Raw genomic sequence first — 15,183 nt, 5'->3', positions numbered from 1 at the left:
CGCACCCGGCGCTCCGGGTCGAATGCCTGCGCGGATTCTGTACAGGATAAGCTACAGAGATGCGCATGGTAACGCGTTACCTGATAACGAGTGATTTTCGGGTAACGCGTTACGATGGTGCAAGTACCAGCGTGCCGAAAATTCGCAGGAAAGCCAGTAATGACGGGAGTCTGATAAATATTGAGATCTACTGACAACATTAAATCCCATCGCTGTTAACCGTTCGCATCTCCTGATCAAGCCGTGATCTAAGCTCGCCGCCGCTCCAATCCTGTAACAAATACAACACACCCGAGCGGGATCACATGAAGTCCTCCTATAAGTGCCAAGGAATGCAGCGCACCTGCGTGCGCGTGCCTCAACTCTCTGCCATCACTCTTGCCCTTGCCGCGGCGCACCTGGCTCCACAGGATGCCTATGCGGGGGTCTATACCGCCTCCAATCAGAGCGAACTTACTGCTGCAGTCAGCGCCGCCAATGCGGACCCTGACAGCGCGGCCACGATCAGGTTGACCGCCAGCTTTGCCTTTACTGGCCAGACGCTTGTCACGAGCAAGAACATCACCATCGATACGCAGGGGTTCGTGCTGACCAACAACTACAGCTCGACGCCGATCAATTCGACCTACACCTTCGAAGGCACCTATGTCGGAGCGGCGAGCGCAACTACGCCGGGCACTGGCCTGAGCGTTGGCAATGGAGTGTTCACCAACAATGGCAACGTGACTGGCGGTGATGGAATCGGGGCCGGCGTCGGAGGCAACACCGGCATCGCCGTTTCTGCGCGAGCGACGCTCACCAACAACGGCACGATCACCGGCGGTTCCTCAGCCAGCTATAACGCAAGCGCTGGCGGTCCTGGCGCCGGCGTCACACTGTCGACCCTCAATTCCAATCTGGTGAACTCAAACAGCGGTGTCATTACAGGTGGTACGAGCGACGGCGGCGTGTCTGGCAACGGCGTCTACAGTGGGGTGTCGGTCGGCAACAGCATCGTCAACCAGGGTGTCATCCGCGGCGGCGCTGCCCTGAATGGCGGTACCGGCGGCATGGGTATCCGCCTCACGCAAGGCGCCAGCGATGTCACCAACTCCGGATTGATCGAGGGCGGTGACGGCGCACTTGCAATCTATATGTTCAGGCCTGCCGGCAATCTCACCGTCACCAACTCCGGGCGCATCTACGCCGGCAACGGTGCCAACGCCATCGAGTTCGCCACCGGCGCCGGTCTCTCGACCCTGGAGCTGCAGGCCGGCTCGGATATCCGTGGCGACGTCATTGCCAGCGCGGTCAATACTGCCGACGTATTCCGCCTGGGCGGCAATGCCGATGATGTGTTCGACGTTTCCAGCCTCGGCGTGCAGTACCGCAACTTCGATATCTTCGAGAAAACCGGCACCAGCACCTGGTCGCTGACCGGCGACAGCACCGTCACCACACCCTGGCAGGTGAAGGAAGGCACGCTGCAGCTCGGCAATGGCGGCACCAGCGGCACTCTTGCTGGAGATGTGGCCGTCGATAGCGGCGCCACCTTCGCCTTCAACCGCAGCGACACCTACACCTTCAACCGGCAGATCACCGGCGCGGGCGGCGTGGCGCAGAACGGCAGCGGCACCACCATCCTCAGCGATACCTACACCTACAGCGGCCCGACCACGGTCAACCTCGGCACCCTCGCCATCGACGGCTCGATCACCAGCCCGGTGACGGTGAACGCCCAGGGTACCTTGTCCGGCAACGGCACTGTGATCGGCAACGTCAGCAACAGCGGCACCATCACGCCGGGCGGCGGTTCCGGCGTGCTGACCATCGATGGCGACTACATCGGCAATGGCGGCGTGGTGGCCGTCAATACCGTGCTGGGCGACGACAGCTCGGCGACCGGCCGCCTGGTGATCACCGGCGATACCTCCGGCACTGGCACTATCCGCGTCACCAACGTCGGCGGCCTGGGCGCACCGACCGTGGAAGGCATCAAGCTGATCGACGTGCAGGGCCTGTCCAACGGCCTGTTCAGCCTGGCTGGCAACTACACCTACCAGGGCCAGCCGGCCGTGGTGGCAGGCGCCTACGCCTATCGCCTGTATCAGAACGGCGTGACCGCATCCAGCGATGGCGGCTGGTACCTGCGCTCCTCGCTGGATGCGCCGGTGACTCCTCCCGTCACTCCTCCCGTCACTCCGCCAGTGACCCCGCCGGTTACGCCACCCGTGACACCGCCAGTGGAGCCGCCGGTGACGCCTCCGGTAACCCCGCCAGTGGAGCCACCAGTAACTCCGCCTGTGACGCCACCGTCCGGCCCGCTGCTGGCGCCGACTGTTGCTCTCTATGAGAGCTACTCCAGCGTCCTGCAGCGCTTCAACGAACTGGGCACGCTGCAGCAGCGCGTCGGCAACCGCTACTGGCAGCCGGACGCCGAGCTACAGAGCGAAGCAAAGGACGGCAGACCCGCCATCGGGCGCGGCGCGTGGGTGAGGGCGGAGGGCTCGGACAGCCAGATCGATCCGTCTTCGAGCACCAGTAGCGCCAATTACGACGTACACCTGTGGAAGTTCGAAGCCGGCTTCGACGCGCCGGTCTATGAAAGTGACGCCGGCACCCTGGTGGTCGGCCCGACCGTGCATTACGGCACTGCCAATTCCAGCGTGACCTCGCAGTACGGCGACGGCTCCATCGACGTCACCGGCTACGGCTTCGGCGGCGCGGCGACCTGGTACGGCAACGACGGCACTTACGTCGATGGGCAGGCGACCGTCAGCTGGTTCGACAGTGATCTGCGCTCCTCGCAACTGGGCAAGAAACTGGAGACCGGCAACCGTGGCAACGGCGTCGCTGCCGGCGTCGAGGTGGGTCATCGCGTAGTGCTCAACGACATCTGGTCGGTGACGCCGCAAGCTCAGCTGAGCTGGTCGCAAGTGCGCTTCGATTCGTTCACCGACGACTACGATGCCAAGGTCTCCGACGACAACGGCGATAGTCTGGTCTCGCGCCTGGGCGTATCCCTGGACCGCGAAACCCAGTGGACTGCCAGCAACGGCAAGACCAGCCGCTCGCACCTCTACGGCATCACCAACCTGTACTACGACTTCGCCAACGGGACCTCGGCCGACGTGTCGGACCTGCACGTGAAGAGCGAGGAACAGGCGCTGTGGGGCGGTCTGGGTGTTGGCGCATCGCTGAACTGGGACGACGACCGCTCGATGCTGTTCGGCGAGCTGCTGGGCCGTACCAGCCTGCAGGACTTCGGCGACAGCCACTCGGTCGGCGCCAAGGTCGGCGTGCGGGTGATGTGGTAAGCGCAGGCTAGCCTGTGGAAGACCTGCCCGACAGCATCCGCAAGGACGCTGTCGCGCGGGTCGTCAGGGCCGCCTGCTAGTGGGCTTGCACCAGCCTGTCTGCAGTGAAGGAGTGAGCGGCGCCACTGACAAGGATGTGGACTCGCGCGCCCGGCTCGGGGCAGTCCATTGCTGGTACCCGGACCGGAATCGTCAGCTCGTCTTCTGACAGGGGCGTCTCGAGCCGGACCATCACCGTGCACTTGTCGCCGCCAAAGTCACTGCCCACCACGACGCCGTAACAGCCGTCGGCACTGTTGGGGAGCAGCGTGCTGCGGCTCAGGTGAAGTTGTTCGGGGCGCAGCAGAATCTGCGCGTGCCCGCTGAACGCGGCGTTGCCCGCGATCACATTGCCCAACGCACAGCGTGCCCAGCCGTTGCTGACATGGGCGCGAAACACCAGGGCATCCCCGGGGAACGCAGCGGTTTCCTCATCGACGGGCCGCAGATAGAGGTCCTTCGGCGCGCCTACCTGCACCAGCCGCCCCTGGCGAATGACCGCCAGTTGATCGCCAAACGACAGCGCTTCCTCCTGGTCGTGGGTCACCAGGATGGCGGTGACCCCGGCATCGCTCAGGACTTTCGATACCGCCTTGCGCATGGACACGCGCAGGCCGCTGTCCAGGGCGGAGAAGGGCTCATCGAGCAGCATCAGCTTCGGGCTCTGCGCCAGCGCCCTGGCCAGCGCCACGCGCTGCTGCTGGCCGCCGGACAGTTCGTGGGGCCAGCGGCCGGCCATGGACGCATTGAGCGAGACCATTGCCAGCAGCTCCTGGATTCGCCGGTCGCGATTCTCCATCCCCTTGGGCAGGCCGAAACCGATGTTCTCGGCCACCGACAGGTGAGGAAACAGCGCACCGTCCTGCGGAACGTAACCGATGACCCGGCGGTGTGCCGGGACGAAGGTGCTGTCGCCGGCGAGTGTCACGCCATCGAGCGTGATCGTCCCCAGGTCGGGCACCTCGAAGCCGGCAATCAGACGGAGGAGGGTGGTCTTACCCGAGCCCGACGGGCCGACAATCGCGGCGCGGCCGCCGCTGGCCACGGACAGGTTGAAGTTCTCGGTCGCTGCATAGGCGCCAAAGAACCGGGAGACGGACTTCAGTTCGAGCGTGCTCATCGACCTGCTACTCGCTTGGATTGGTGGGTAGAGAATCCCGGTCAGGGGAGGGACAGCAGAATCATCAGCAGGGCGTAAGGCGCCGCCGCGGCGTAGTCGATCTCGCTCCCCGGCGCGGCGAAGCGGACGGTGACGCCCCACAAGGCCTGCATTGGCGTGCGACCCAGGCTGCGGACGATGTTCTCCAGTTCGACCGGCGCCTGGGCGAGCCCTGCGCGCAAGCTGACCAGGGCCCGCGGCAGGAACATCAGCACATAGGCCAGCAGCACGGTGAATACGGTCTGGTACAGCGGCTGGGCGAAGCGGATCGTGACGCTGACCAGCGCCAGGGCGATCACAATCCCGGGCAGCGCACTGGTCACATAGTTACTGCCTTCGAGCAGGCGCTGGAAGCGGCTCGGCGCCCGGACGGAAATCCAGGCGATCGGAACGGCGGCAACGGTGGTCAGCAGTGCTCCCGCCGCGCCCAGCAACAGGGTCTGGCCCAGGCAGTTGAGCAACTCCTGCGAGCTCCAGACTGCGACTCCGCCAGCCTTGAGCCACTTGCCCAGGGTTATCAGCGGGACGCCCAGAGAGGCTGCGGTAAACGCCGCGCAGAGCGTCAGCACGAGCACTGACCACTTCCAGCCCAGCCGGTACTGCCGGGGTGAGCGCGGACTGCCAGCACCAATGCGTGCATAGCGCGCAGAGCCCCGCGTGGCCGACTCCAGGCTCAGCATCATCAGACAGCCCAGGGCCAGGACGCCGGCCAGCATGTTCGCCGCAGGGCCGCTGAAGGAGGACTGGAACTGGTCGAAAATGGCGGTGGTGAAGGTGTCGAAACGAATCAGCGCGAACAGGCCGTACTCCGCCAGCAGGTGCAGGCCGAGCCAGAGGGATTCGCAGGTCAGGTAGGTGTCGGAGAAACTGAAGGGGATGTGCAGTCGAGTACGACGTGGCAGCCGGAAAAGAGTCGGCAGCGATTTGGAAAGCCCTGGGTGGCAAAGCAGCCGGTCTGACGGCATTGATTCTGTGATACTCGACCCTGCGCTCCCTATAGGTAACTTCGCATAATGTATATTATGTTAAATTGCACATAGATCGATGGATCGCTATCCGGGGCTATCTGTAAATTCCTCATTCCCCACCACTACTTTTCCAGCTCTCTCCAAGATCGACTCATCAGGAAACCATCGATCAACTCGTCAGCGTCAACGCAGCTTCATCTCTGCGCATCCAGCGACAACTTCGAAAGCATTTGGCACGAGCCCGACTATTCTTCTGTGCGTATGGCCTGCCGGAACTCCGATGGGCAACAAGGAGACGCTTCTTGAATCGGACTCGACTGCTCATCGCATCCTGCCTGTCCCTGATTTCGTTCTTCGCTCATGCGCAAACCCAGGTGGCTTTTCTCCAGGGCCACCTCTACGAGCTACGCCGCGATACTTCGCCTGCCACCTGCACCGAATGGCCAAACGGCCTTCCTGACGGTGTCTGGGGTAATGGCGGCGATTACGTTCCCGATGGTGAACACCTGAGCGCCGATGGCGACGTGCTGATCACTTCGGCGATCTACAAACCTACGGGTATTCGCGTTTCGCACACTTTCTATAAAAGCCGGCAGTCCTGCCTGGCGGAGCTTTCCCCGCAACCGATGGCGACTGCCATGAAGAACGATGGCCAGGGAAGCTACATCGACAGGCTGCAGCGTGATTTTGGCAGTCGCCTGTATTTCAGTTCCGCCGAGGCCGAGGCGCTGGTGAAGAAGATCAATATCGACTGCAAGGCTCCCGATGGTCGTTACCTGCCGCTCTACAACGCACTTCTGGCGCGCCTGGATGAAGGCAGCACGCCCGACGCCTGGATGGAAACCAGCGTGGTCAACACCGGCAAGAAACTGCAGGTGTTCGACAGCGTTCGGCTGAAAAGCGGCAAGGAACTCACCCCTCAGCTGACCCTGGAAATCAACGAGTTCGGCGGCTACGAAACCCATGGCGTGCGCCCGCAGGCGCTGTCCAATGCCTGTTTTGGCAGCTACGGCCCGATCTGGAAGCTCTAACATTCCGTTTCCCTCGTAACTATTTGAATCTGCTGGAGTTGTCTTTCTAGACGGGTGATCGAGACTTAAGCTCGCCGGCCGGCAAAAAGCTGCGGATCACCCATACTCATTTCACACCGATCAGCGCCCGCCAAGCCCTCCGCAACGAGAGGCCTGAGTGCCTGAGCGGCGCAGTAGCAGATGCAAGCCCCCTGCTCTCTTTCCCTTGAGAAGCCCTGGGAGCGGGGTGACGTGGCAGCCAGGAAGCAGCCGGCGGGCTAAATACCCGCCGGGCAGTATCGACAGGGCCAAGCGGCCCGCAAGGAATCACAAGAGGGCTGATGAATGCCACATGACGGGAGCCTGTTGCAGGCGACGGTAATCTTCCTGCTGACGGTCGTCATTCTCGTACCCCTGGCGCAGCGCGTGAGGCTCGGTGCCGTGCCGGGCTATCTGCTAGCCGGCATCCTGATCGGCCCGTCCGTGCTGGGCCTGGTCAGTCATCCGGAGAACGTCAGCCGCCTCTCGGAAATGGGCGTGGTGATGCTGCTGTTCATCATCGGCCTGGAGCTTTCCCCGCGGCGTCTGTGGATGATGCGCCGCTCGCTGTTCGGCGTAGGGTCGCTGCAGGTGGGGCTGACCGCGCTGGTGCTCGGGCTGATTGCCTTCCTGCTGTTCGGCCAGTCGCCTGCCGCTGCCGTGGTACTGGGCGTGGGCCTGGCGCTCTCCTCCACCGCTTTCGGCCTGCAGGTGCTCGCTGAGCGCAAGGAACTGGGCAAACCCCATGGCCGGCTGGCCGTCGGCATCCTTTTATTCCAGGACATCGCCGCCATACCGCTGATCGCCGTGGTGCCGTTGCTGGCCGGTAGCGGTGACCCGTCAAACGAAGGCATTCGCCCGTTGCTGACAGTGGCTGTCGGGATTGGCGTGGTGGTCATCGGTGGGCGTTACCTGCTGCGCCCGGTGTTCACCTGGGCGGTCGGTTCGGGCTTGCGCGAGCTTTCCACCGCCACCGCTCTGCTGGTGGTGCTGGGCACCGCCTGGATCATGGAGCACGTGGGTGTCTCCATGGCGCTAGGCGCCTTCCTTGCCGGCATGCTGATGGCCGAGTCGCAGTTCCGCCATGAGCTGGAATCCCAGATCGAGCCGCTCAAGGGCTTGTTGCTCGGCTTGTTCTTCGTCGGCGTGGGCATGACGGCCGATCTCAGCCTGCTGGTCAGTGCGCCGTTGCTGGTACTGGGCCTGACGGTGCTGCTGGTGGGCATCAAGCTGCCGTTGCTGTTCGGCCTCGGGCGCTTCGCCGGGGGGTTGGAACGTTCCGAGGCGATCTGCCTGGGCGTGGTGCTGGCGTCCGGTGGCGAGTTCGCCTTCGTGGTGTTCAAGCTGGCCCTGGATCACCACCTGCTGGAACAGCGGGTGCACGACGTGTTGGTACTGGTCATCACCCTGTCGATGGCCGTGGTGCCGCTCGTGATGATGGCGCTGGCCCGCCAGATTCGCGGCGATACGCCCGCCGCCGCGGTGCCGGATGGGCCGCCGGAGGTGAGCGACGAACCGCGCGTGGTGATAGCCGGCATGGGCCGTATGGGCCGGGTAGTCGCCAATCTGCTGCAGGCCCAGGGCGTGCCTGTGGTAGCGCTGGACACCTCGATGGACGCCATCGTTCGCCAGGGCAAGGAAGGCCGCGTGCCGGTGTACTACGGCGATCCGACGCGCCCGGAAATCCTCCACGCCGCCAAGGTCGGCGAGGCGGAGCTGGTGATAGTCGCCACCGACGATCCGCAGATCAACCTGAACACCGTGGACGCCCTCGCCCGCCTCTATCCACAAACCCGGGTGATCGCCCGCGCGCTCAACCGCCAACAGGTCCTGCAATTGCTCGACCGGGGCGCCAATCCGGTGCGCGAAACCTTTCATTCCAGCCTGGAGATGGGCCGCCGCGCCTTCATCGAACTGGGTGTGAGCGAGGAACAGGCCGCCACCTGGGTACGCCGTTACCAGCAGCAGGAAGTGCAGTCGCTGCTGGAGCTGCACCGCCAGGGCCGCGATGACGAACCGGGCGGCCTCTTTGCTGACGATGGCAACGGCCTTGCCGGTGTTACCCCGCCCGCCGCACAACCACCCGAACAACCCCAACCAGGCGCTGAACAGCGCAACAACCGCCCCGCCTGAGGAGAAGAACCATGCAACCAGGATTCAAGCTCGACGGCGCCCTCTCCCAGGGCATGCTCGACATCCTCATCAAGGCCGGGCTGGTCGCCGCTCTGGTGATCTTCTCCTTCGAGGTGTTCCAGCCGTTCCTCGAACTGATGCTGTGGTCGGTGATCCTCGCGGTCACCCTCTATCCGGTGCTGCGCTGGGTCAAGGCGCGCACCGGGCTGAAGGACGGCCACGCAGCGACGCTGATCGTGCTCTTCGTGCTGCTGGTCCTGATCGCGCCGATCTACCTGATGGCGACGTCCATTGCCGACTCGGTCGACAGCGTCGGAGCGGTCCTCAAGAGCGGCACCTTGAGCGTACCGGCGCCCTCGCCCTCGGTGGCCGAGTGGCCGCTGATCGGGCCGCGCGTCTATGACTTCTGGCTGGCCGCCTCCAACAGCCTGAGCGATGTGCTGCGCAGCCTGATGCCCAACCTCAAGGACGCCGGACGCATGCTGCTGGGCGCTGCCGCCAGCGCGGGTGGCGCCTTCCTGCTGTTCATCGGCGCGATCATCATCTCCGGCATCATCATGGCCTTTGGCGAGATGGGTACCGTCGCCGCGCAACGCATTGCCCTGCGGATTTCCGGCGCGGAACGCGGCCTGCACATCTCCGCACTGTGCACCGCCACCATCCGTGCGGTCGCCCTGGGCGTGATCGGCATCGCCTTCATCCAGATGCTGCTGATTGGCATCGGCTTCGTGATCAAGGGCGTGCCCGGTGCCGGCATCCTGGCGCTGATCATTCTGGTGCTGGGCATCGCCCAGGCACCGGCAAGCCTGATCACCCTGCCGGTAATCATCTACGTGCTGAGCACCGAAGGCTTCACCGGCACCACCATCGTGTTCGCCATCTACATCTTCGTCGCCGGCCTCGCCGACAACGTGCTCAAGCCGCTTCTGCTCGGGCGTGGCGTCGACGTGCCGATGCCGGTGGTGCTGATCGGCGCCCTCGGCGGCATGGTGGTCAAGGGCATTATCGGCCTGTTCCTCGGCCCGGTGATCCTCGCCGTGACCTACAAACTGTTCTGGCAATGGGTGGACCAGCAGGTGCCGAAGATGGACAAGCCCGCCACTCCGTCCGAATGACCCAGGGATCGCCATGCCAGAGCGCGTCAGACGCTGCACCCTGATCCTCGCCGCCCTGCTGGGCGGCTGCACCCAGGTCGGCCCGGACTACCAGAAGCCGGAACAGCCGTGGCTGAACGACTGGAGCACGCCGCCGCTGGACCAGGCCGGCCACCGGGCGGCGGCGCCGGATTTCAGCCGCTGGTGGACGGTGTTCGCTGACCCGACCCTGGATGCGCTGATCGCCGAGGCCGACGCGCACAATACCAGCCTGCGTGTGGCCGGCCTGCGCATCGCCGAGGCGCGCGCACAACTGTCCATCGCCGAGACCGGGCGCTATCCGCAACTGCAGCAGATCAGCGCCGACAGCCTCTACCTCAAGCAGAACCAGCACGGCGCGCCCAGCGCTCGGGATTCGGTGTTCTGGCAATCCAGCGCCGGCTTCGACATCGGCTGGGAAATCGACTTCTGGGGGCGTTTCAGCCGCGCCATCGAGTCGGCTGACGCGGTGTATTTCGCCTCCCAGGCCAACTATGCAGATGCCATGGTGCTGCTGCGCGCGCAGGTCGCCGACACCTATTTCGGCCTGCGCACCGCCGAAGCGCGCCTGGACATCGCCCGCGAGAACGCCAAGCGCCAGGAGCGCAGCCTGGAAATCACCGAGCGGCTGTTCCGCCACGGCGAAAACGACGAACTGGACTGGCAGCAGGCCCGCACCCAGTACCTCGCCACCAAGGCGACCATTCCCGAATTCGAGAACCAGGTGAACGCCCTGCGCAACATCCTCTGCGCCCTCCTCGGCCGCCCGCCCGGCGAGATGCCGGAACTGATCGCGCGCCACGGCCAATTGCCGATGCCCAACGGCGCGATCCTCCAGGATGTGCCGGCCCGCCTGCTGCAGCGCCGCCCGGACATCCGCGCCGCCGAACAGGCGGTGGCCGCGCAGTCGGCGCTGGTGGGCGTCGCCGAGGCCGATCTGTACCCGTCGTTGAGCCTGATCGGCAGTCTGGGCTGGAGCTTCGTCTCGGCCAGCAACCTGCCCGACAGCTTCAACCTCGCCGCCGGGCCGAGCCTGATCTGGAATCCCTTCGACTACGGCCGGCGCAAGAACGCCGTGCGTGTGGAAGATGCGCGCCTGCAGCAACTGATCGAGCTGTACCAGCAGGACGTGCGCAACGCCGCGCGCGAAGCCGACGACGCCGCCAGCGGCCTGGTGCGCTCGCTGCAGAGCGCGGACATCCGCGAACAGGCCTCGCAGGCGGCACAGCGTTCGCTGAGCCTCGCCAGCTCGCAGTACCGCGAAGGTTTCGCCGACTTCCAGCGCGTGCTCGATGCCCAGCAACTGCTGCTGCAACAGCAGGACGGCTATCTGGTCAGCCGTGGCAACGCGGTCAGCAGCCTGGTGGCGCTATACAAGGCGCTCGGCGGCGGTTGGGACAGCCAGCGCGCGCCCATCGATTCCGCCACCCGGCAACAGATGCAGCAACGCACCGACTGGAGCGACCTGCTCGATGAGCCCTCCCCAGCCGCCAAGGATCAAGGAAGCCCGAAATGAGCGACACCCCCGCTACCCCGCCGGCACCGCCCTCGCCCCCCGCCCCCGGCAAGTCCGCGCCGGATCGCGGTATGCGCGTGGTGTTGCTGCTGATCGTCGTCAGCCTGGTCTGGTACCTGCTCGCCGATCGCTTCACGCCCTACACCCAGCAGGCTCGGTTGCAGGCCTACGTGGTCGCGGTGAGCGCCGAGGTGGCCGGCCCGGTGAAGCGTGTGGCGGTGGGTAACAACCAGGAAGTGCGCAAGGGCGACGTGCTCTTCGAGCTGGATCAGGAGCAATACCGCATTGCCCTGCAGCGCGCCGAGGCGGACCTGGATACGGTGCGTCGGCAGATCGGTGCCAGCACCGCCGGCATCGACTCGGCCCAGGCCTCGCTCGCCGCCGCACAGGCCAACGAACGCAAGGCCCGGCAGGATGCCGAGCGCCTGCAACGGCTCTACCAGGAAGACCCCGGCACGGTTTCCGTGCGCCGGCTGGAAAGCGCGCAGGCGACCCGCGAACAGGCGGCCAGCCAGGTAGCGGCAGCCCGCGCCGAAGTCGAGCGCGCCCGCGAACAGCAAGGCGGCCACGACGAAGACAACGCCCAGCTGCGCAGCGCCACAGCCAACGTCGCCAAGGCACGTCTGGATCTCGAACGCACCACGGTGCGCGCCGATTCCGACGGCCTGATCACCGACCTGCGCACGGATGTCGGCCATTACGTCGGCCCCGGCAGCCCGGTGATGACACTGATCGCCATCCATGACCTGTGGATCAGCGCCGACATGACCGAGAACAACCTGGGTCACCTGCGCAACGGCACGCCGGTGCTGGTGGTGCTCGATTCGCTTCCCGGCGAACTGCTCAAGGGGCGCATCCGCAGCATCGGTTATGGGGTCAGTGTCGGCCAGAGTACGCCGCCGGGTTCGCTGCCGACGGTGCAGAACAGCCGCGAATGGTTGCGCTCGGCGCAGCGCTTCCCGGTGATTGTCGAGCTGGATCGCGACCAGTTGGAAAGCCCTGCCGGCTTGCGCGTGGGCGGCCAGGCCGAAGTCATGGCACTGCCCAGCGAAGGCAATCCGCTGAACCTGCTCGGCCGTGTGTTCATGTGGCTGATGAGCTGGCTGTCGTATGCCTATTGAGTTGCGTCGCCGGCGGGCACTCCGGCTGGCCTGGGGCACGGCGCTGTGCCTGGCCGCCAGCTACGGGATCGGCATGCCGATCCCGTTCCTCGCCCCCGTGCTTGCCGTGCTCCTGCTGGCGATGCGCGCCCAGGCGCTGCCGTTGAAGGCAGCTCCGGCCCTGGCGGTGCTGGTGATGCTCAGCTGCGGCGTCGGCCTGCTGCTGATCCCGCTGCTGCGCCACGCGCCCCTCAGCGGTGTGCTGCTGGTGGGCGTCGGCCTGTACTGCGTATTCCGCTATGCGCTGCGCGGTGGCAACGGCCTGCTGGCGAATCTGCTGGTGATCGGCCTGACCATGATTGCCGCCGCCGGCACCAGCGATTTCACCCTGGCACTGTCGGTGGTGGAAGCCCTGGCCAAGGGCATGCTGCTGGCCGTGCTGAGCACCGCTGTCGCCCATGCGCTGTTCCCGGAGCCGGCCAATGCGCCCTCGCCTCCCGCCCCGCCACTGCCCAGCGAGGAAGATGCCGCCTGGATCGCCCTGCGCGCCGTGCTGATCGTGATGCCGGCCTTCCTGCTGGCGATCATCGCGCCGGACCGCTTCATGCCGCTGATCATGAAGTCGGTGAGCCTCGGCCAGCAGGCCGGGGAAACCCGCGCGCGCCACGCCAGCCGCGAGCTGATCGGCTCCACCCTGCTGGCCGGCGTACTGGCAATCCTGATCTGGGGCGCGCTGAGCCTGTTCGTTCACCTGTGGATGTTCTTCCTCTGGGTGCTGCTGCTCACCCTCTGGCAAGGGCGTCGCCTGTATGCCGCGGTGGCTACGCGAAAAAGCCCGGCGTACTGGGTCAGTTGCCTGACCACCATGCTGATCCTGCTCGGCCAGTCTGTGGCGGACAGCGCCGGCGGCCAGGATGTCTACCGCGCCTTCGCCATCCGCATGGCGCTGTTCCTCGCGGTGTCGCTCTACGCCAGCGGCATGCTCATCTGGATCGACGGTCGCCGTGCACGGGCCCGCGCGGCCTAGGGCTTCCAGTCCACCCCGGAATCGGCCAGGTAGGCATCCACGGCGGCACCCACCGTCGGGTGAAACGCCGATTCGCCCAGGCCCTCGAACAGCTCGAACTGCTTCATCTTGTCCTTCACCGGGTCCTTCATCTCGGCGAATTGCAGTTCGACGCCACGCTGCTCCAGCACCTTGTCCAGCTCGGCGAGCATGTCCGCGGAAGTCACGTCGATGCTGGTCACCGGGCTCGCGGCAATCACCAGCCGCTGTACCGGCGTCGGTGACTCGTCCAGCGCCGCCAGCACCTGGTTCTGGAACTGCTCGGCGTTGGCGAAGAACAGCGGCGCATCCCAGCGGAGCAGCACCAGCCCGGGTATGCGCCGGGAATTCGGGTAACGCGTTACATCATGATAGCCGCGTACCCCGTCGGCCCGACCGAGCACCGCATGGTGGGGCCGCCAGCCGTCCCAGAGGAACTCGATCACCGAGATCACCACCGCGATGCAGATGCCCGGAATGGCGCCGAACACCGCCACGCCGACGAAGCAGCTGATGGACAGCCAGAACTCCCATTGCTGCAGGCGGTAGATGCGCTTCAGATCGGTGAACTCGAACAGCCCCAGCGCGGCGGCGATGACCACGGCGGCCAGCGCGCTGTTGGGCAGGTGCTCCATCAGGTTCGGCGCCACCAGCAGCAACAGGGTCACCGCCAGCGCGCCGATGATGCCGGTGAGCTGGGTTTTCGATCCCGCCGCTTCGGCTACCGGCGTACGCGAGGAACTGCTGCTGATGGGAATGCCCTGGAACAGCCCGGAAGCGACGTTCGCCACGCCGAGGCCGAACATTTCCTGGTTGGGATTCACCGGGCTTTTCAGTCGTGCCGCGTAGGTGCGCGACAGCACGCTGGTGTCCGCGAAGGACACCAGCGCCACCGCGACACCGCCCAGCACCACTTCCAGCAGATCGATATCGCTCACCCACGGGAAGGCGAAGGACGGCAACCCTTGGGGCAGCTGACCCAACACCTTGACGCCATGGCTGCCGAGGTCGAACAGGCTGACCGCCAGCGTCGCCAGGATCACCGCGATGAGGATCCCCGGAATGCGCTTGTAGGGCTTGAGTAGCAGGATCAGCACCAGGCTGCCCGCCCCCACCGCGAAGCTGGTCCAGTTCGCCCTCCCCTCCATCAGCGCCTGGCCCAGGTGCCAGATATCCCGCATGGGGCCCTCGCTGTCGACCTTCAGGCCGAACAGCTTGGGCAGCTGACTGATCAGTACCGTGAGCGCGATGCCGTTCATGTAGCCATAGCGGATCGGCTTGGACAGCAGCTCGGTGATGAAACCCAGGCGCAGCAGGCCGGCGATCATGCACACCGCGCCGGACACCAGCGCCATCAGGCTGGCGATGGCGATGGCCCGTTGCGGGTCGCTCGCCGCGTACTGCACCACCACCGCGAGGATCGGCGCGGCCAGCGCCGAGTCGGGGCCGAGCACCAGAATCCGGCTTGGCCCGAACAGCGCATAGGCCAGCAGCGGGATGATGGTCGCGTACAACCCGTAGATGCCCGGCACGCCGGAAGCCTCGGCGTAGGCAATGCCCACCGGCACCAGCATGGTGGTCAGCACCAGGCCGGCGGCCAGGTCCCTGGGCAGCCAACCCGCCTGGTAATGGCGCAGGGTGACGAGGCCAGGCAGCCAGCGCTGCCAGTCGAAGCCGGATCGGGATTGCGACGGGGTTTCGGGCATCAGGGAATGACTCCAGGCGAGTACTGCGCAAGGTTCAAG

9 protein-coding genes and 2 pseudogenes are annotated in these 15,183 nt (G+C 65.4%); 7 read left to right on the top strand and 4 right to left on the bottom strand.

Features of this window, described 5'->3' with window-relative positions:
• Positions 1 to 332: 332 nt before the first annotated feature.
• Complete coding sequence (locus ABKS89_RS15910; RefSeq protein ID WP_348586096.1) at positions 333 to 3,296, top strand: autotransporter family protein; 2,964 nt, start codon at positions 333 to 335, stop codon at positions 3,294 to 3,296.
• A 76-nt stretch (positions 3,297 to 3,372) separates the two neighbouring features.
• On the opposite strand, the gene ABKS89_RS15905 is transcribed toward ABKS89_RS15910, so the two are convergent.
• The 3 genes and pseudogenes from ABKS89_RS15905 to ABKS89_RS15895 form a co-directional block, all read right to left on the bottom strand.
• Positions 3,373 to 4,455, bottom strand: coding sequence for an ABC transporter ATP-binding protein (locus ABKS89_RS15905; RefSeq protein WP_348586095.1), 1,083 nt, complete (start codon positions 4,453 to 4,455; stop codon positions 3,373 to 3,375).
• 27 nt (positions 4,456 to 4,482) lie between these two features.
• A pseudogene (locus ABKS89_RS15900) lies at positions 4,483 to 4,578 on the bottom strand (hypothetical protein); the annotation flags it as partial.
• Between the two features lie 41 nt (positions 4,579 to 4,619).
• Positions 4,620 to 5,174, bottom strand: a pseudogene (locus ABKS89_RS15895) (iron ABC transporter permease); the annotation flags it as partial.
• 590 nt (positions 5,175 to 5,764) lie between these two features.
• Here ABKS89_RS15895 and ABKS89_RS15890 point away from each other — a divergent pair.
• The 6 genes from ABKS89_RS15890 (at position 5,765) to ABKS89_RS15865 (ending at position 13,420) form a co-directional block, all read left to right on the top strand.
• Positions 5,765 to 6,493 carry a hypothetical protein gene (locus ABKS89_RS15890; RefSeq protein WP_348586094.1) on the top strand — a complete coding sequence of 243 codons (729 nt, stop codon included), beginning with the start codon at positions 5,765 to 5,767 and terminating at the stop codon, positions 6,491 to 6,493.
• Between the two features lie 324 nt (positions 6,494 to 6,817).
• Positions 6,818 to 8,644, top strand: coding sequence for a monovalent cation:proton antiporter-2 (CPA2) family protein (locus tag ABKS89_RS15885; protein ID WP_348586093.1), 1,827 nt, complete (start codon positions 6,818 to 6,820; stop codon positions 8,642 to 8,644).
• 11 nt (positions 8,645 to 8,655) lie between these two features.
• Complete coding sequence (locus tag ABKS89_RS15880; RefSeq protein ID WP_348586092.1) at positions 8,656 to 9,759, top strand: AI-2E family transporter; 1,104 nt, start codon at positions 8,656 to 8,658, stop codon at positions 9,757 to 9,759.
• A gap of 13 nt (positions 9,760 to 9,772) precedes the next feature.
• A complete protein-coding gene (locus ABKS89_RS15875) occupies positions 9,773 to 11,293 on the top strand; it encodes an efflux transporter outer membrane subunit (protein WP_348586091.1) in 1,521 nt (506 codons plus the stop codon).
• Positions 11,290 to 12,414, top strand: coding sequence for an HlyD family secretion protein (locus ABKS89_RS15870; protein WP_138215682.1), 1,125 nt, complete (start codon positions 11,290 to 11,292; stop codon positions 12,412 to 12,414). Before ABKS89_RS15875 ends, ABKS89_RS15870 begins: the two co-directional genes overlap by 4 nt.
• A complete protein-coding gene (locus ABKS89_RS15865) occupies positions 12,404 to 13,420 on the top strand; it encodes a DUF2955 domain-containing protein (protein WP_138215683.1) in 1,017 nt (338 codons plus the stop codon). The genes ABKS89_RS15870 and ABKS89_RS15865 overlap by 11 nt, the downstream gene beginning before the upstream one ends.
• On the opposite strand, the gene ABKS89_RS15860 is transcribed toward ABKS89_RS15865, so the two are convergent.
• Complete coding sequence (locus tag ABKS89_RS15860; RefSeq protein WP_348586090.1) at positions 13,417 to 15,144, bottom strand: SulP family inorganic anion transporter; 1,728 nt, start codon at positions 15,142 to 15,144, stop codon at positions 13,417 to 13,419. The genes ABKS89_RS15865 and ABKS89_RS15860 overlap by 4 nt on opposite strands.
• Between the last annotated feature and the right edge of the window lie 39 nt (positions 15,145 to 15,183).

This window comes from Pseudomonas sp. LABIM340, assembly GCF_040017195.2.
Lineage (GTDB): Bacteria > Pseudomonadota > Gammaproteobacteria > Pseudomonadales > Pseudomonadaceae > Pseudomonas.
The sequence above is the reverse complement of the archived record's forward strand: the minus strand, read 5'-3'. Positions and strand labels throughout refer to the sequence as shown.